This window comes from Mesorhizobium sp. CA6 (assembly GCF_020165035.1).
Taxonomy (GTDB): domain Bacteria; phylum Pseudomonadota; class Alphaproteobacteria; order Rhizobiales; family Rhizobiaceae; genus Mesorhizobium.
Map to the genome: position 1 here is coordinate 19,175 of NZ_JAIUHI010000033.1, position 14,922 is coordinate 34,096.

At 64.3% G+C, this 14,922-nt stretch carries 18 protein-coding genes; 9 read left to right on the plus strand and 9 right to left on the minus strand.

Going from position 1 to position 14,922, the window contains the following annotated elements:
• The first annotated feature begins 11 nt into the window (after positions 1-11).
• The gene (locus tag LB526_RS29095) at positions 12-650 is read left to right on the plus strand and encodes an outer membrane protein (protein WP_318013294.1); all 639 of its coding nucleotides are present in this window, start codon (positions 12-14) and stop codon (positions 648-650) included.
• On the opposite strand, the gene LB526_RS29100 is transcribed toward LB526_RS29095, so the two are convergent.
• Genes LB526_RS29100 through rlmN form a run of 3 tightly spaced genes read right to left on the minus strand, consistent with a single transcriptional unit; the run spans position 647 to position 3,095 of the window.
• Positions 647-1,351 carry a GNAT family N-acetyltransferase gene (locus tag LB526_RS29100; RefSeq protein WP_140845980.1) on the minus strand — a complete coding sequence of 235 codons (705 nt, stop codon included), beginning with the start codon at positions 1,349-1,351 and terminating at the stop codon, positions 647-649. The two genes, LB526_RS29095 and LB526_RS29100, sit on opposite strands and share 4 nt — an antisense overlap.
• A gap of 47 nt (positions 1,352-1,398) precedes the next feature.
• A complete protein-coding gene (locus LB526_RS29105; protein WP_224630607.1) occupies positions 1,399-1,866 on the minus strand; it encodes a hypothetical protein in 468 nt (155 codons plus the stop codon).
• Positions 1,863-3,095, minus strand: a complete 1,233-nt coding sequence (gene rlmN, locus LB526_RS29110; protein WP_224630608.1) for a 23S rRNA (adenine(2503)-C(2))-methyltransferase RlmN — start codon at positions 3,093-3,095, stop codon at positions 1,863-1,865. The genes LB526_RS29105 and rlmN overlap by 4 nt, the downstream gene beginning before the upstream one ends.
• A gap of 242 nt (positions 3,096-3,337) precedes the next feature.
• On the opposite strand from rlmN, the gene LB526_RS29115 reads away from it, so the two are divergent.
• Together LB526_RS29115 and LB526_RS29120 are read left to right on the plus strand one after the other, a co-directional pair.
• Complete coding sequence (locus tag LB526_RS29115; protein WP_224630609.1) at positions 3,338-3,637, plus strand: hypothetical protein; 300 nt, start codon at positions 3,338-3,340, stop codon at positions 3,635-3,637.
• 180 nt (positions 3,638-3,817) lie between these two features.
• Positions 3,818-5,167 (plus strand): chloride channel protein, encoded by a 1,350-nt coding sequence (locus LB526_RS29120; protein WP_224630610.1) that lies wholly within the window; start codon positions 3,818-3,820, stop codon positions 5,165-5,167.
• A gap of 67 nt (positions 5,168-5,234) precedes the next feature.
• Here the strand turns inward: LB526_RS29120 and LB526_RS29125 are convergent, their stop codons facing one another.
• From LB526_RS29125 to LB526_RS29135, 3 genes are all read right to left on the minus strand, one after another.
• Positions 5,235-5,738, minus strand: a complete 504-nt coding sequence (locus LB526_RS29125; protein ID WP_095769999.1) for an invasion associated locus B family protein — start codon at positions 5,736-5,738, stop codon at positions 5,235-5,237.
• Between the two features lie 257 nt (positions 5,739-5,995).
• The gene (locus LB526_RS29130) at positions 5,996-6,358 is read right to left on the minus strand and encodes a YkvA family protein (protein WP_095770030.1); all 363 of its coding nucleotides are present in this window, start codon (positions 6,356-6,358) and stop codon (positions 5,996-5,998) included.
• A gap of 369 nt (positions 6,359-6,727) precedes the next feature.
• A complete protein-coding gene (locus tag LB526_RS29135) occupies positions 6,728-7,021 on the minus strand; it encodes a 4a-hydroxytetrahydrobiopterin dehydratase (RefSeq protein ID WP_095769998.1) in 294 nt (97 codons plus the stop codon).
• Between the two features lie 49 nt (positions 7,022-7,070).
• Between LB526_RS29135 and LB526_RS29140 the strand changes: the two genes are divergently transcribed.
• A complete protein-coding gene (locus tag LB526_RS29140) occupies positions 7,071-7,586 on the plus strand; it encodes a low molecular weight protein-tyrosine-phosphatase (protein WP_140845986.1) in 516 nt (171 codons plus the stop codon).
• On the opposite strand, the gene thpR is transcribed toward LB526_RS29140, so the two are convergent.
• Together thpR and LB526_RS29150 are read right to left on the minus strand one after the other, a co-directional pair.
• Positions 7,493-8,086, minus strand: a complete 594-nt coding sequence (gene thpR, locus LB526_RS29145; RefSeq protein ID WP_095769997.1) for an RNA 2',3'-cyclic phosphodiesterase — start codon at positions 8,084-8,086, stop codon at positions 7,493-7,495. The two genes, LB526_RS29140 and thpR, sit on opposite strands and share 94 nt — an antisense overlap.
• Positions 8,087-8,204: 118 nt before the next feature.
• Positions 8,205-8,849: an arylesterase gene (locus tag LB526_RS29150; protein ID WP_224630611.1), complete on the minus strand. Its 645-nt coding sequence runs from the start codon at positions 8,847-8,849 to the stop codon at positions 8,205-8,207.
• 82 nt (positions 8,850-8,931) lie between these two features.
• On the opposite strand from LB526_RS29150, the gene LB526_RS29155 reads away from it, so the two are divergent.
• From LB526_RS29155 to LB526_RS29170, 4 genes are all read left to right on the plus strand, one after another.
• Positions 8,932-9,627 (plus strand): ABC transporter ATP-binding protein, encoded by a 696-nt coding sequence (locus LB526_RS29155; RefSeq protein ID WP_224630612.1) that lies wholly within the window; start codon positions 8,932-8,934, stop codon positions 9,625-9,627.
• A gap of 4 nt (positions 9,628-9,631) precedes the next feature.
• The gene (locus tag LB526_RS29160) at positions 9,632-12,187 is read left to right on the plus strand and encodes an ABC transporter permease (protein WP_224630613.1); all 2,556 of its coding nucleotides are present in this window, start codon (positions 9,632-9,634) and stop codon (positions 12,185-12,187) included.
• A 247-nt stretch (positions 12,188-12,434) separates the two neighbouring features.
• Positions 12,435-13,175, plus strand: a complete 741-nt coding sequence (locus LB526_RS29165) for a Bax inhibitor-1/YccA family protein (RefSeq protein WP_095769993.1) — start codon at positions 12,435-12,437, stop codon at positions 13,173-13,175.
• An 86-nt stretch (positions 13,176-13,261) separates the two neighbouring features.
• Positions 13,262-13,867, plus strand: coding sequence for an N-acetyltransferase family protein (locus LB526_RS29170; RefSeq protein ID WP_411968318.1), 606 nt, complete (start codon positions 13,262-13,264; stop codon positions 13,865-13,867).
• A 107-nt stretch (positions 13,868-13,974) separates the two neighbouring features.
• Here the strand turns inward: LB526_RS29170 and LB526_RS29175 are convergent, their stop codons facing one another.
• Positions 13,975-14,361 (minus strand): DUF2794 domain-containing protein, encoded by a 387-nt coding sequence (locus tag LB526_RS29175; protein ID WP_140546946.1) that lies wholly within the window; start codon positions 14,359-14,361, stop codon positions 13,975-13,977.
• 354 nt (positions 14,362-14,715) lie between these two features.
• On the opposite strand from LB526_RS29175, the gene LB526_RS29180 reads away from it, so the two are divergent.
• On the plus strand, positions 14,716-14,922 hold a 207-nt coding region (locus LB526_RS29180), incomplete at its 3' end, for a hypothetical protein (protein WP_224532751.1).

Here is a 14,922-nt window from a genome sequence, read left to right on the forward strand (position 1 = left end):
CATCCGTTGCCGTGATCGGGCTGGTCTGCGAGGCCAGCGCGCAGGAGGCGACCTATAACTGGTCGGGATCTTATGTCGGCGTGGAGGGCGGCTATGCCCACTCCTCCGTCGATTTCGATGCCGACACGACAAACTTCGACGGCAGCCATCAAAAGGATGGTTATCTCGGCGGCATCTATGCCGGGCACGATTGGCAGAGCGGGGACTTCGTTTACGGCGTCGCCGGCGATTTCGATTTCGTCGGCATGCACGACACAAAATTCGGCCACCTAGACCTTCTCGGCAAGGGCGAAGCCTATACTTACGACGTCGACTGGGTCGCGACGGCGAGGCTGAGAGCCGGTTACACGCCGACCGACCAACTCCTTGCCTATGTCACCGGCGGCGTGGCTGCCGGGCATTTCCAGGCAACTTCCTATGACCGTTCCATTTTTGCGCCGGTCGGGTCGACTGCGGATTTTTCAGGCGTGAAGGTGGGCGGCGTGATCGGCTTGGGCGCGGAGTATGCACTCGCGCCGAACTGGTCCTTGAAAGGGGAATACCTCCACTACGCATTCGACAAGATCGAACCTGGGCCGGGCGGCACGGCTGGCGCGCGCTTCCGACCGTCCCTCGATACAGTAAAATTCGGCGTAGCGTACCGTTTTTAGGGCAGTTTTTGGGTCGGGAGACCAGGGCCGGCGAAGGGTCGAACCATGCCGGCCGCCTCCAAGGCGCGAACGCGTTCGTCATATTCTTCCAATGTCAGCGCGTAGAGCATCTGGTCGAGGCGCTTGCCGGTCCGGCCATCTATGCGATGAGCCCGCAACGTGCCTTCCAGCCGCAATCCGAAACGTTCGCACACGGCGATAGCCGCGGCGTTACGCGCCAGCGGCTGAAAGGTCACCTTCTCGAGCTTTCGCTCGCGAAAGAAATGCCTGAGCAGAACGGCAGATGCCTCAAAGGCAACATTCCTACCCCGGTTCTCCGGATCGCCGATAATCAAGTGCAACGAGCCGAGCCGGTGCCGGAGATCGACCTCCATGACGGCCAGGCCGAGCGGCTGGCCGTCTGGCAGACCGAGGATCGTCATGAGATTGCGCTTCAGATTATCGAAGCTGGCGACATAGGCCCGGAAGGCATCGAGGCCCATCGCTTTTTGCGGCGCGTTCAATCCTTCCATGACGGCGGGATCGGCTAGCCAAGCTGCGATCTCGGGTGTCACATCCGCCGGCCTGAGCGTGCGGATTCGGATCTTGTCGCTCCAGCGGTCGACAAAGACGGGTCTCAATCCCTGTGCTGCAAGGGGCGTGACGAGGGGCTTGGCGCCCGGTTGCGGCATCTTCGGCATGGTCCAGTGATGCGGGAGCATCGAACCGGGGTCAAGCCGGAGTTTGGCTCAGTTGAGCCGGGTGCAGCCTACCGCTCCAGGTCGAGCAGCGCCTCACGGCGCCAGCTTCCGGCCCAGCGGCCGGCGGAGAGCCAATAGAAGATGCCGCCGGCCATGCCGGCGCCGATCACGGCCAGCCGGGCATTGGTTTCGGTGACATCGAAATTGGCGTCGCCCACATTATGCACGAAGCCGAGGAAAACGAGTGCGATGACGGCGCCGCCCAGCGCGTAGAACAGCCAGTCGCGCCGGCCGAGCACTTCGGCGGTCAAAATGACGACCGCCGCAGGCATGAAGGCGAAATAGGCGACGAACAGCGCCACGAAAGGCACCGAGAAATAGAGCGAGGCGGTCGCCGCCGGCTCCGGATCGGCCGGGGTGTAGCCCAGATGCGCGAGGACCAGGATATTGAGAAAGGCGCTCGCCGCCAGCGAGCCGACGATATAGCCGACCAGAATGACGGCGAAGCGGACGAGATAGGCGATGATGCGCCTCACGCCTCGCCGTGCCCTGCGATCATCATGGCTTCGAGCGCCAGCCGGTCGACCTTGCGCATGCGCTCGGACTCCGACTTCAGCTGGCCGCAGGCGGCGAGGATATCGCGGCCGCGCGGGGTGCGGATCGGCGAAGCATAGCCGGCATTGTTTATATAGTCGGCAAACTTTTCGATCGTTTCCCAGTCCGAGCACTGGTAGTTGGTGCCCGGCCACGGGTTGAACGGGATCAGGTTGATCTTGGCCGGAATGCCCTTGAGCAGCTTGACCAGCGCCTTGGCGTCGTCGAGGGAATCGTTGACGTCCTTCAGCATCACATATTCGAAGGTGATGCGCTTGGCATTGGAGAGGCCGGGATAGGCCTTGCAGGCGGCAATCAGCTCCTTCAGCGGAAACTTCTTGTTGATCGGCACCAGCAGGTCGCGCAGGTCGTCATTGGTGGCGTGCAGCGAGATCGCCAGCATCACGCCGATCTCCTCGCCGGTGCGGAAGATTTCCGGCACCACGCCGGAGGTCGAAAGCGTGATGCGTCTTTTTGACAAGGAAAGCCCGTCGCCGTCGGAGGCGATCAGCAGCGCCTTCTTCACCGCCTCGAAATTATAGAGCGGCTCGCCCATGCCCATCATGACGATGTTGGATACCTTGCGGCCCTCGGCCGGCACGATGGCGCCGTCCGGCGTGTCGCGGTCGGGGAAGTCGCCGAGGCGGTCGCGCGCGGTGAGCAGCTGGGCAAGGATCTCCTCGGCTGTGAGGTTGCGCACCAGCTTCTGCGTGCCGGTGTGGCAGAAGGAGCAGGTCAGGGTGCAGCCGACCTGGGAGGAGATGCAGAGCGTGCCGCGGCCTTCCTCGGGAATGTAGACGGTCTCGATCTCAACGGGCCGGCCGGCGCCGCGCGGCGGAAAGCGGAACAGCCATTTGCGCGTGCCGTCGGCAGAGATCTGCTCCTCGACGATCTCGGGCCGGGCGACGGTGAAATGCCTGTCGAGCTCGGCGCGCAGGTCCTTGGAGATGTTGAACATATGCGCGAAGTCGGAGACGCCGCGCACATACATCCAGTGCCAGAGCTGCTGGGCGCGCATCTTTGCTTGGCGCTCCGGCACGATGCCGGCGCCGACAAGCGCCTCGCCGAGCTCGGCACGGGTCAGGCCGATCAGCGACGGCTTCTCGGCCGGTGCTGCGCGGCGCAAGGCGTCACGTGCGCCTTCGGCGGTAAGATCAAGCGAAATGGTCATGGTGGCGCCAATATAAGCGATTTGCGGCCGATTTCAGCACCGGCCGCACAGGAAACGCGGCGCATAGCACAGCCCGGCGCCGGAGTCATGCGCCCCGCTTTCCTTCTCCCACAGGGGGAGAAGGCCGCGACTGGCGATGGCCCTTGAAAACAGATCACATCTTCGTGTTGGCGTAACCAATCGAAACGCATCCGCGAACCTGAAAGGGGCGACCATGCCCCTCAACAATGGGAGTTGTTCAAATGCACTCGATCAAGTTCGCACTCATTGCCGGCCTCGCCGGTCTTTGCGCCTCGCAGGCCCTTGCCGAGGACACGATGGGCGCCATGACGATGATGAAGGGCGGACAGGTCACCGCGATCATGCCGGACGGCCACATGGGCACCATGATGCCGGACGCCAAGATGAGCGCCGAAATGATGAAGATGGCCAAGCCGATCAAGCATTGCATGATGATGATCACCGACGCCAAGGGCAAGGCCTACATGATCGACACGTCGACCAAGAAGGCTGAGGCCGAATGTGAAAAAATGGCGATGTGACCTCGCCGGTCCTGCCTGCCGACCTCCCCGCCGGCCGGTGCGCCGGCGGGTTATCCGCCATCCGCTAAACGTCCCCTTGAGCACCGGTCCTAGACCTGACTGACATAGCGTCGGGCTCGCCCTCCCGGGTTGATCGACCCGGCGAGTGTGCTAGGGCGGGCAACCATCACGAGGACGGTCATGGCCGGCATATCCCGAAAATACCGCATGCTGCGGCGTTCCCACGCCATGTGGATGTCGCGGCGCGTCTGGCAACCGCGTCTCGTCTTCTGGGCCGGCGCCATATCGATCGGCCTGATCAGCGTCCTGTTCGCCCTGCTCGCCGACCGCGCGCAGGCCCGGTTCCATGCCGTGACGGGCAATGACGGCGGCTGGCGCTTTTATCTGCCGCTCGTCGTGACGCCGCTCGGTTTCGTCCTTTGCGCCTGGCTCGCGCATTCCTTCTTTCCGGGATCGCAAGGCAGCGGCATTCCGCAGGCGATCGCGGCGCGGCATCTGCGCGACGAGGAAGACCGCAGCCGGATCCTGTCGCTGAGGCTGGTGGTGGGCAAGATCGCGCTCACCATCGTCGGCCTCGCCTGCGGCGCCTCGATCGGCCGCGAGGGCCCGACAGTGCAGGTCGGCGCTTCGCTGATGCTGCAGGCGGCGCGCTGGGGCGGCATGGCGCAGGCGCGCGGCCTGATCCTGGCAGGCTCCGCCGCCGGCATCGCCGCCGCCTTCAACACGCCGCTTGCCGGCATCGTCTTCGCCATCGAGGAAATGGGCCGGGCCTACGAGGCGCGCACCAACGGGCTGGTGCTGACGGCGGTGATCCTGGCCGGCCTCGCCTCGCTCGGGCTGCTCGGCAACTACACCTATTTCGGCGTCGCCAGGGAGACGGTCGCCTTCGCCACGGACTGGCCGCTGGTGCTCGCCTGCGGCATCATTGGCGGCGGTGTAGGCGCGCTGTTCTCGCTCTCGGCGCTGAAGGTCATGCGCCGCATCCGGCGCTGGAACGCGCTGCAGCCGCTGCCGCGCACGCTGGTCGTGGCGGCCATATGCGGGCTCGCCGTGGCGGTCATCGGCGTCGCGTCTGGCGGGCTGACCTTCGGCACCGGTTATGTGCAGGCGCGCGGCGCGATCGAAGGCACGCCGCTGCCGGCCTTCTTCTTCGTCGAGAAATTCGCAGCCGGCCTCTTGTCGATGGTATCGGGCATTCCCGGCGGCCTCTTCGCGCCGTCGCTGGCGGTGGGTGCGGGGCTGGGCAGCACGCTCGGCCTGGTCTTCGGCACGGCCACCGGCACGGCGGCGCTGCTCGGCATGGCCGGCTATTTCGCCGGCGTCGTGCAGGCGCCGATGACGGCCTTCGTCATCATTCTCGAGATGACCGGCAACCACGACAATGTGATCGCGCTGATGTGCGCGTCGATGCTGGGCTACGGCACGGCGAGGCTGATCTCCAACGAACCTCTCTACCACGCGCTGTCGCGCGTCTTCATCGCCGAGGCGATCCGGCGGCGCAGGGCGCAGCCAGAGCCGGCGCAGGGCTGAGCGCCATCACAAACAAAAGGCCGGGCATGATGTCCGGCCTTGCGTCAGGTTCGAATGCGGTTTCCGCCTATTTGCACTTGGCGATGGAGGCCAGCGCGGCCGAGATGCCTTTCAGCGAGAAGACGTAGGAGGTGGGATTGCCGCGGCCGGACTTAGCCTGCACCTTCATGTCGGAGCCGGTCTTCATGGCGGCGATCAGCACCGGCTCTTCGGCGGCGTTCTCGACCCAGGCCGACTTGCCGCGGGTGAACATCGAGAAGGACTTTTTGTCGATGGTGACGGTGGCCTTGGAACCTTCCTGGAAATTGTAGCCGGCGATGAACTGCGGCTCGTAGGAGACCTGCTGTCCGGGACGCTGGCTGACGAAGAAGAACATGTCGCCATGGTCGAGCGACGGTGGCTGCTTGTCGGTGGGCACGGTCAGCACATAGCAGACCTTGCCGGCGGCCGACTGATAGCTGTAGGTGCCCCAGGCATTGTGCTGGCCGATCTTGGTCGCCTGCTGCGCCAACGCCGGCGCCGCCGAGGCCGCCAGGACCAGGCTGGAAACTATAGCAATCAATCCGCGCATCGTTCTTCCCGTATTCCAAATGGTGCGGAGGCGGGCCGCGTGGCGTCCTGCCGTCGCTTCATTTTGATTTAATCAGGGTTACCAAACGGTGAATTGTCCTTGAAGAAAAGGAACCCACCCCAGGAAACCGCCACCATCGGCGCCGCCATCGTGGATTGATGCCGGTGCGACGTCCCGGCGCGGAGTTGGATGCCACGAAAACGGCAAGAGTTTGTCTTTTCGTCCGCGCCGATTTGCGGGCCTGAAGCGAGCCGGGATCAGCTCTTGTCCGCCAGCGCGTCTTTGGCGGCCTGCCTGTGGGCAGGCGTGATATGCGCGCTGACGGCGGTGATCGCCGCGGTCAGCACGGCAAGGTCGTCGGTGAAGCCGAGGCCGAAGATGAAGTCGGGGATGAAATCCACCGGCAGGACGAAATAGCCGAGCGCGGCGAGCAGGATACCTTTGGCGCGCAGCGGCGTGTCCTTGTCCATGGCGCAATAATAAGCGGCGACAACCTCGTCCATGAACGGAATCTGCCGCGCCGCCTTCTTGGCGGTGCGCCAGAATTTTTCGCGCACCTCGCCCTCGCCGGCAAGCTTGTCGCCGAAGCCGAAGAAATCGAAACCGGTACCTTGCGCCATCAATCGCTCCTTGGCCGCGTGCATCGTTGCGGGCGGCTCGCCGCGGCAAAATGTGGTGAAAGCGGGAGGCGGCTACAAGAGTTTGGGGGTACGTCGATCTAAAATCGAACTCGCAACAATAACAAGCATGGCAATCGCCTCAGTACGATAGTTGGCCAAGGCATCCCTCCGATCGTCATCCACGGGCGGAGCAAGGAGCGAAGCGACGCGCGCAGACCCGAGGATCCATTCCGTGACATACGAGCGCTGCTCACGGTGCAGAATGCTGCCCCGCTGCAATTCTCGGCAAAGGTCACGGAATGGATTCCAGGGTCTGCGCGCGTCGCTTCGCTCCTTGCTCCGCCCTGGAATGACGAAGTCCGCGCGCTCTCAGCCGAAATATACGTTCATCCGCTTGGCGAGCTCGATATCGAGCGCCGTGACGCCGCCTGCGTCATGCGTGTTCAGCGTCACGTCGACGGTCTTGTAGACATTCGACCAGTCCGGGTGATGGTCCATCTTTTCGGCCGCCAGCGCCACGCGCGTCATGAAGGCGAAGGCCTCGGAGAAATTCTTGAAGACGAAGCTGCGCTTGATGGAGGCGCCGTCGGCGGCGAGCGACCAGCCGTCAAGTTCCGCAAGCGCGGCGACGATCGCTTCCTTGTTGAGTTTTTCCCTGTTCATGTCCGGTCCCTGTGCTATTCGCAGATGATCCAACCATAGCGCCGGATCGATGAGCGCAAAGCCCATAAAATCCATTCTGTTCGTCTGCCTTGGCAACATCTGCCGCTCGCCGCTGGCCGAGGGCGTGTTCCGCGCCGTCCTGACCGAGCAAGGCAAAGACCAGGGTCTGGTGATCGATTCGGCCGGGACGGGCGGCTGGCATGCCGGCCAGGAGCCGGACCGGCGCTCGATCGCGGTGGCGGCAAGGCACGGCGTCGACATTTCAGGGCAGCGGGCGCGCAAGGTGCTGCAGGAGGATTTTTCGCGTTTCGACCTGATCCTCGGCATGGACAATGCAAATGTGCGCGACCTCAAGGCGCTGGCGCCGCAGGCCGCGCACGACCGCATCCATCTTTATCTGGATTTTGCTACGGGAAAGACCGTGGACGTTCCCGATCCCTATTACGACGGCGCCGAAGCCTTCGCCTCGGTCTACCGCATGATCCGCGAGGCGTCGGATGCGCTGGCGAAGCGGCTTGGGGCCAGCGCTTCGCCGACCAGCGGCCAGGCTTCCTCGACGATGTAGGGGCCGCCGCCGACCGAATCGCGTGACGACATCAGGACGAAGCGGCCGACGCGGAAGGGCAATGCCGCGAAATTGCCGCGCGCCGAAAGATATTGCGCGACATCGAGCGGGCTCCCATTGCGCAGGCGCGCCAGCGTTACATGCGGCGAAAACTTGCGTGGGTCGGCCGGCAGGCCGAGCCGCTGGCAGATGCGGTCGATCTCGCCCTGCAGCGCCGTCAGGTCGGGCGAGGCCGACACGCCGGCCCACACCGCATGCGGCTTCTTGCCGCCGAAGGCGCCGACCCCGGAGAGCGTCATCTGGAAAGAGGGGCGGTCGACCCTGTCGAGGGCGTTGGCGATTTCGTCGGCGACATGGCCCTCGACATCACCGATGAAACGCAGCGTCAGATGGTAGTTTTCGACATCGATCCAGCGCGCTCCGGGCAGCCCGCCGCGGAGCAGGGACAAAGAGAGTGCGGCATCACGCGGAATTTCGAGGGCGGTGAAAAGACGTGGCATGTAAAGCCTCCTGTCCTCGAATCGAAACTCTCGTTCCTAGCGAATCATCGATATTGGCGCGGGGCAAGCGGTTTGTTGTCCACAAAGTTTCCCCAGCGGAAAGCGTGGCATTACGGACTCATGATGGCCCCCCATTGTCGGCGATCGCCTTTTCCACCACAGGCATGATGCGCTCAACCATGACATCGACCCCCTTGGGATTGGGGTGCAGGCCGTCTTCGAGCTGGCGGTCGGGATGGCCGGCGACGCCGTCGAGAAAGAACGGATAGAGCGGAACGCGGTATTTTTCGGCAAGCCGCGGATAGATGGCATCGAAGGCCTTCTGGTAATCGGCGCCGAGATTGGGCGCGGCGCGCATGCCGGCGAGAAGCGCCGGGATGTTGCGCTGCTTCAGCTTGCCCAACATCGCGTCGAGGTTCTTTTCGGCGATCTCAGGCGAGACGCCGCGCAGCATGTCGTTGGCGCCGAGCTCGAGGATCACCAGCCTTGTGCCGTCCGGCACCGACCAGTCGAGCCGCGCCAGCCCGCCGCTCGATGTGTCGCCCGACACGCCGGCATTGGCGACGGCGACGTCGAGGCCCTTTGCCTTCAGAGCCGCTTGCAGCCTGTCGGTGAAACCCTGGCCCGGTCCAAGGCTGTAGCCAGCCATCAGGCTGTCGCCGAAGCCGACTATGGTGAAGGTTGCGGCGCGCGCCGGCGAGATGGCGGCGCAAAGGCCGAGGAAAAGGAGGAGGGCTGCGGCAAAACGGTGTTTGAAAGCCATGCGGCGAGCCCCATATGACCGGAACAATCCAAGGGAGGAGACAGCGGCCGTCTCCTTTTTTCACATATAGGGCGCTTTCATTGTGACAGAAGCCGTCATCGCGCTGAGGGACGTATCGCTGACGCTCGGCGAGGGCGCGTCCTCCGTCCATGTGCTGAAGGGTGTGAGCCTCGACGTGGCGCCCGGGCAAGCCACCGGCATCGTCGGTCCGTCGGGCTCCGGCAAGTCCACGCTGCTGATGGTCCTTGCCGGCCTGGAAAGAGTCGATTCAGGCACGGTCCGGATCGCCGGCGAGCTGATCAACGGTAAAAGCGAGGACCAGATTGCTTCGTTTCGGGGGCGAAACATCGGCATCGTGTTCCAATCCTTCCATCTCATCCCCAACATGACGGCGCTGGAAAATGTCGCCGTGCCGCTGGAGCTCGCCGGCCATACCGATCCGTTCGGGGTGGCCGCGCGGGAGCTCGCGGCCGTCGGCCTGAGCGACCGCGTGACGCATTATCCGGGAGAGCTTTCCGGCGGCGAGCAGCAGCGCGTGGCGATCGCGCGGGCGCTGGCGCCGTCGCCGCGCATCCTCATCGCCGACGAGCCGACCGGCAATCTCGACCAGGCGACGGGAAAGCAGATCGCCGACCTCCTGTTCGCCAAGGCGGCGGAACGCGGCATGACGCTGGTGCTGGTGACGCATGATCCGGCGCTGGCCGGGCGTTGTGCGCGCCAGGTCTCGATGCGTTCGGGGCGGATCGAGGATGCGCCTTTGCTCAAAGTGACGGCATAGAGGCATGGCGGCCGCCCGGCTTCGAACCCTGAAGCTCGCCATCCGCTTCTCGCTGCGCGAGATGCGCGGCGGCCTGTCCGGTTTCATGATCTTCCTAGCCTGCATCGCGCTGGGCGTCGCGGCAATTGGCGGCGTCAATTCGGTGGCGCAGGCGATCTCGGCCGGCGCCGCCAATCAGGGACAGACGCTGCTTGGCGGCGATTTGCGCTTCCAGGTCAACCAGCGCAGCGCTTCCGATGCGGAGCTCGGCTTCATCAAGGGCCTCGGCACGGTTTCGCTCAAATCCGGCATGCGCTCGATGGCGCGGCTGGAGGACGGCTCGGACCAGGCGCTGGTCGAGGCGAAGGCCGTCGACGACGTCTATCCGCTCTTCGGCGCTCTGGAAACTGATCCGGCGCTGCCGAAGGAGCAATTGTTCGGCGAACGGTCCGGCGTATTCGGCGCCGCCGCGCCTGACCTGTTGTTCGACCGGCTCAATCTTCACATCGGCGACAGGTTGAAACTCGGCGGCGCCATTTTCGAACTGCGGGCGAGGCTGGTCAGCGAGCCGGATGCGGTGTCGGACGGTTTCAGTTTCGCGCCGCGGCTGATGATTTCGCGCCAGGGCCTTGCCGCATCCGGCCTGGTGCAACCCGGCAGCCTGGTCGAGAACGCCTATAAGGTGCGCCTGCCCGACGGCACGTCCGAGGCGCGGATCAAGGACATCCAGGCTCAAGCCGCGAAGGATTTCCCGCAGGCCGGCTGGTCGATCCGCACGCGCAGCAACGCGGCCCCCGCGCTCTCCGCCAATATCGAGCGCTTCTCGCAATTCCTGACGCTGGTCGGGCTGACGGCGCTGGTGGTCGGCGGCGTCGGCGTGGCGAACGCCGTGCGCGCCTATCTCGACGGCAAGCGCGGCGTCATCGCCACCTTCAAGAGCCTCGGCGCCTCGGGCGGCTTCGTCTTCACCGTCTATCTGGTGCAGATCCTGTTGATTGCGGGCCTCGGCATCGTGCTCGGGCTTATCGTTGGCGCCGCGATGCCGTTCGTGGCGGGCGCGCTTCTGCAGTCGGTCATCCCCGTGCCGGCGCAAGGCGGCTTCTATCCCGGCGCGCTCGCTCTTGCCGCGCTGTTCGGCCTGCTGGTGACGCTGGCTTTCGCGCTTTTGCCGCTCGGCCGCGCCCGCGACGTGCCGGCAACCGCGCTGTTCCGCGAAATGGGCTTTGAAAGCCGGGGCCTGCCGCGCCTGCCCTATACGGGCGCGGCGCTCGCGATCGTGCTGGCGCTGGCGGCGTTGGCGATCCTTTCGGCCAACGACTACCGCATCGCCTCGATCTTCGTCGGCGCCACGGTCTTTGCCTTCCTGGTGCTGCGGCTGGTGGCGGCGCTGGTGCAGTGGGCGGCTAGGAAAAGTCCGCGCGTCCGTTTCGTGTCGCTTAGGCTGGCGCTCGGCAACATCCACCGTCCCGGCGCGCTGACGCCCTCGGTGGTGCTGTCGCTCGGCCTCGGGCTGACGCTTCTCGTCACCCTGGCGCTGATCGATGGGAATCTCAGGCGGCAGATCTCCGGCAGCCTGCCGGAGCGGGCGCCGAACTTCTTCTTCGTTGACATCCAGAGCAGCGATGTCGGCGCCTTCGCCGGCCTTGTCGGCAAGGAGTCGCCGCGGGGGACGCTGGTCAAGGTGCCGATGCTGCGCGGCCGCATCATGGCGCTCAACGGCGTCGACGTCGACAAGGTGAAGATCCCGGCCAACGGCGCCTGGGTGCTGCGCGGCGACCGCGGCCTGACCTATGATGCCAAGCAGCCGGAAAACGCAACGCTGACCGAAGGCGCATGGTGGCCGCAGGACTATTCCGGTGAGCCGCTGGTGTCGTTCTCGGCCGAGGAGGGCAAGGCGATCGGGCTGAAGCTCGGCGATACCGTCACCGTCAATGTGCTTGGACGCAACGTCACCGCGAGGATCGCCAATTTCCGCCAGGTCGAGTGGGAGACGATGGGCATCAACTTCGTCATGGTGTTTTCGCCCAACACCTTTGCCGGGGCGCCGCATGGCTGGCTGGCGACACTGACCGACAAGCAAGCCACTACGGCTGACGACGCAAGGCTGCTCAATGCCGTCACCCGCGCCTTTCCGGCTGTGACGACTGTGCGCGTCAAGGACGCGCTCGACATCGTCAACCGGCTGGTCGCGCAATTGGGTGCGGCGATCCGCGCCGCCGCCGGCGTGGCGCTGATCGCCTCAGTGCTGGTGCTCTCCGGCGCTTTGGCCGCCGGCAACCGGGCGCGCATCCACGACGCTGTGGTGCTGAAGACGCTCGGCGCGAAGCGACGAACGCTGATTGCGGCCTTCTCGCTGGAATATGTGCTGATCGGCCTTGCGACCGCGCTGTTCGCGCTTGCCGCCGGCGGCATCGCCGCCTGGTTCGTGATTGCGCACGTCATGACGCTGCCGTCGCATTTCATGCCACAGGTCGCGGTGGCGACGATCCTGGTTTCGCTGGCGGTCACCGTCGGCATCGGCCTTGCCGGCACATGGCGGGTGCTCGGCCACAAGGCGGCGCCGGTGCTGCGCAACCTCTGACGGAGGGGGCCGAGAGCCACCCGCCCGCTTGAACCTGTGTAAGCCGGGTTAAATTTTTGTAAGAAAGACGCCCGGAAGACCCGAAAACCGGCCTTTTGCTTTCTCACGAAGCGTTGCGCCTCGTTACCGTCTTGTTCTTGACGTCGAGAACGCTCATATTTTGCGCAGGCATGCTGGAGCCCCGCCAGCGGCGCCTGGTCTCGAATGACCTGTCACCGGACGGGGCAGAAGCAACAGAGGATTTCCAATGGCTGATCCCATTCGCAACTACCAGACGTCCGCCGCCCCCGGCGTGCGCGTCGATATCGATCAGGGCCTGCGCGCCTATATGATCAAAGTCTACAACCTCATGGGGCTTGGCCTTTTGATCACCGGCCTTGCCGCCTGGGGCGCCTTCCAGCTCGCCATCACCGGCGACGGCCAGCTGACCGCTTTCGGCCAGCTCATCTATGCAAGCGCGTTCCGCTGGGTCGTCATCCTGGCGCCGCTCGCCGCCGTGATGTTCCTGTCGTTCCGCATCCAGTCGATGAGCGTGGGCGCGGCTCAGGCCACGTTCTGGGTCTATGCCGGCCTTGTCGGCCTGTCGCTGTCGACGATCTTTCTCGTCTATACCGGCACCAGCATCACGCAGACCTTTTTCGCCACGGCCGCGGCCTTTGGCGGCCTGTCGCTCTACGGCTACACGACCAGGCGCGACCTGTCGGCGTTCGGCTCGTTCCTGATCATGGGCGTGATCGGCTTGCTGATCGCGATGCTGATCAACATCTTCCTGCAGTCGTCGGCGCTCGCTTTCGCCATCTCGGCGATCGGCGTGCTGGTCTTCGCCGGCCTGACCGCCTACGACACGCAGAAGATCAAGGAGATGTATTTCGAAGGTGACGTCGCCGACGTCGCCGGCCGCAAGGCGATCATGGGCGCGCTGCGCCTCTATCTCGACTTCATCAACCTGTTCATGTTCCTGCTACAGTTCATGGGCGACCGCCGCTAAGGCAGTTGCCCGGTCTCAGTGGACCATAGATTTTGCGAAGGGCGGCCCAACGGCCGCCCTTTCTTTTCGCGCAGTCCTCTGCTGATATCGAGGCAGCAACGAGAACTGCACAAATTATGAGCACTATTGCGATCAGGGCCGCTACTGCGGCCGACCTCGACCGAATCACCGAAATCTATGCCGATGCGGTCGCGCACGGCACGGCAAGCTACGAGCTGGAGCCGCCGAGCCGCGCGGAAATGGGCAACCGATTCGACGCCCTAGCGGCGGGCGGCTTTCCTTATCTCGTGGCGGAGAAGGACGGTGTCGTGCTCGGCTATGCCTATGCCGGGCCGTTCCGGCCGCGCCCCGCCTACAGATTCGTCATCGAGGATTCGGTCTATGTCGCGCCGGAGGCCAAGGGGCAGGGCGTGGGCTTGCTGCTGATGCGGGCGCTGATCGAGACGGCGCGCGCAGCGGGCTTCCGCCAGATCATCGCGGTGATCGGCGACGGCCATGCAGACAGCGCCTCGGTGCGGCTGCACGAGAAGCTCGGCTTCCGCCATTCCGGGCGCCTCGAGGGCTCCGGCTACAAGCACGGACGCTGGCTGGACACGGTGTTCATGCAGCTTTCGCTGAATGGCGGCGCGGAATTGCCGCCGGATCCGGATTCGCTGCCGGAGCGAAGGTTTCGGGGGCTCAAGGGGAACTGAGGAATTGAAGAATTGAAGAATTGAAGAAGAGGCGCTCAAGGTCTGCTGGAGACGCGGCTTTTTTCCTCAGTTCTTCAATTCTTCAGTTCATCAATTCCCCTTTCCCTTCACGCCTCGACGACCTTCAGCTTGGCATCGAAGACACCAAGCACGCGGCCGAGCTCCTGGCCGCGCTTGAGGATGCGCCCGCCGGCGGCGATGACGGCGAAAGCGCCTTGCCGGCGCGCCAGCCTGGGGTCCTTGACGATCTGGAACAGCGGCACTTCGCTGGCCCGGCGGAAGACGGAAAAGACAGCGCGATCAGTGAGATGATCGATCGCGTAGTCGCGCCATTCATTGGCCGCAACCATGCGTCCGTAAAGCCTCAGGATCTGGTCGAGCTCGCGCCGGTCGAATCGCACCGGCTGGTCGAGGCGTGCGTTGCGCGCCTCGTGCAACGGGATCAATATTCCGGATGCTTCCCCATCCTCCGTCCCGCCGCTGTGATCGGTCATGCCTCGATCCTTCGATTGAATCATGCGCCGGCCAAGGTTCGCGCTTTCATAAGGGAATTGCAAGGGCACGATGGAAATGCGGGGCCGGCCGAACACGCGCGGGTCGCGCGGTTTCCCAAACGTCCAGTCACGTTTGCGAAACACATGTTGGAATTGGTGATGCTCCGCCACATTCTCGCCACAAATAATCCGCGCTCATGCCCCAATGTCCGACGAATTTACGGTCGTTGCCTGAGACGGTTCGGTCCGGCACCGGCTCGTAAACCCCAAGCCCCCCGCCCACGGGTCAGCGTCGGATCGAACCAACCTCGGTTTTTCCTTGGAAAAATCAGGTGCGACGATCCCAAAACCTGAATGACCGGCGTCAGAAGCAAGCTGACGCCGGTTTTTTATTTCCCAGCTCTCCTTGTCTACCGCATGCACACATTTCCAAGCGGGCTGGTCTTTGGCGATAGCGTGCATGGCAGCTTGGCGCATGCATTGTTTATGCAGCGCTGGTCGACCCCCACTCCGTCTCGGCTTCGCCGAGCCACCTCTCCCCCGATCGACGGGGTAGAGGAA

Bases quoted from the DNA above. Each gene is read 5' to 3' on its own strand.
- LB526_RS29100 (WP_140845980.1), bottom strand. From the start codon at position 1,351: ATGCTCCCGCATCACTGGACCATGCCGAAGATGCCGCAACCGGGCGCC.
- rlmN (WP_224630608.1), bottom strand. From the start codon at position 3,095: ATGACCATTTCGCTTGATCTTACCGCCGAAGGCGCACGTGACGCCTTG.
- LB526_RS29115 (WP_224630609.1), top strand. From the start codon at position 3,338: ATGCACTCGATCAAGTTCGCACTCATTGCCGGCCTCGCCGGTCTTTGC.
- LB526_RS29120 (WP_224630610.1), top strand. From the start codon at position 3,818: ATGGCCGGCATATCCCGAAAATACCGCATGCTGCGGCGTTCCCACGCC.
- LB526_RS29125 (WP_095769999.1), bottom strand. From the start codon at position 5,738: ATGCGCGGATTGATTGCTATAGTTTCCAGCCTGGTCCTGGCGGCCTCG.
- LB526_RS29130 (WP_095770030.1), bottom strand. From the start codon at position 6,358: ATGGCGCAAGGTACCGGTTTCGATTTCTTCGGCTTCGGCGACAAGCTT.
- LB526_RS29135 (WP_095769998.1), bottom strand. From the start codon at position 7,021: ATGAACAGGGAAAAACTCAACAAGGAAGCGATCGTCGCCGCGCTTGCG.
- LB526_RS29140 (WP_140845986.1), top strand. From the start codon at position 7,071: ATGAGCGCAAAGCCCATAAAATCCATTCTGTTCGTCTGCCTTGGCAAC.
- thpR (WP_095769997.1), bottom strand. From the start codon at position 8,086: ATGCCACGTCTTTTCACCGCCCTCGAAATTCCGCGTGATGCCGCACTC.
- LB526_RS29150 (WP_224630611.1), bottom strand. From the start codon at position 8,849: ATGGCTTTCAAACACCGTTTTGCCGCAGCCCTCCTCCTTTTCCTCGGC.
- LB526_RS29160 (WP_224630613.1), top strand. From the start codon at position 9,632: ATGGCGGCCGCCCGGCTTCGAACCCTGAAGCTCGCCATCCGCTTCTCG.
- LB526_RS29165 (WP_095769993.1), top strand. From the start codon at position 12,435: ATGGCTGATCCCATTCGCAACTACCAGACGTCCGCCGCCCCCGGCGTG.
- LB526_RS29175 (WP_140546946.1), bottom strand. From the start codon at position 14,361: ATGACCGATCACAGCGGCGGGACGGAGGATGGGGAAGCATCCGGAATA.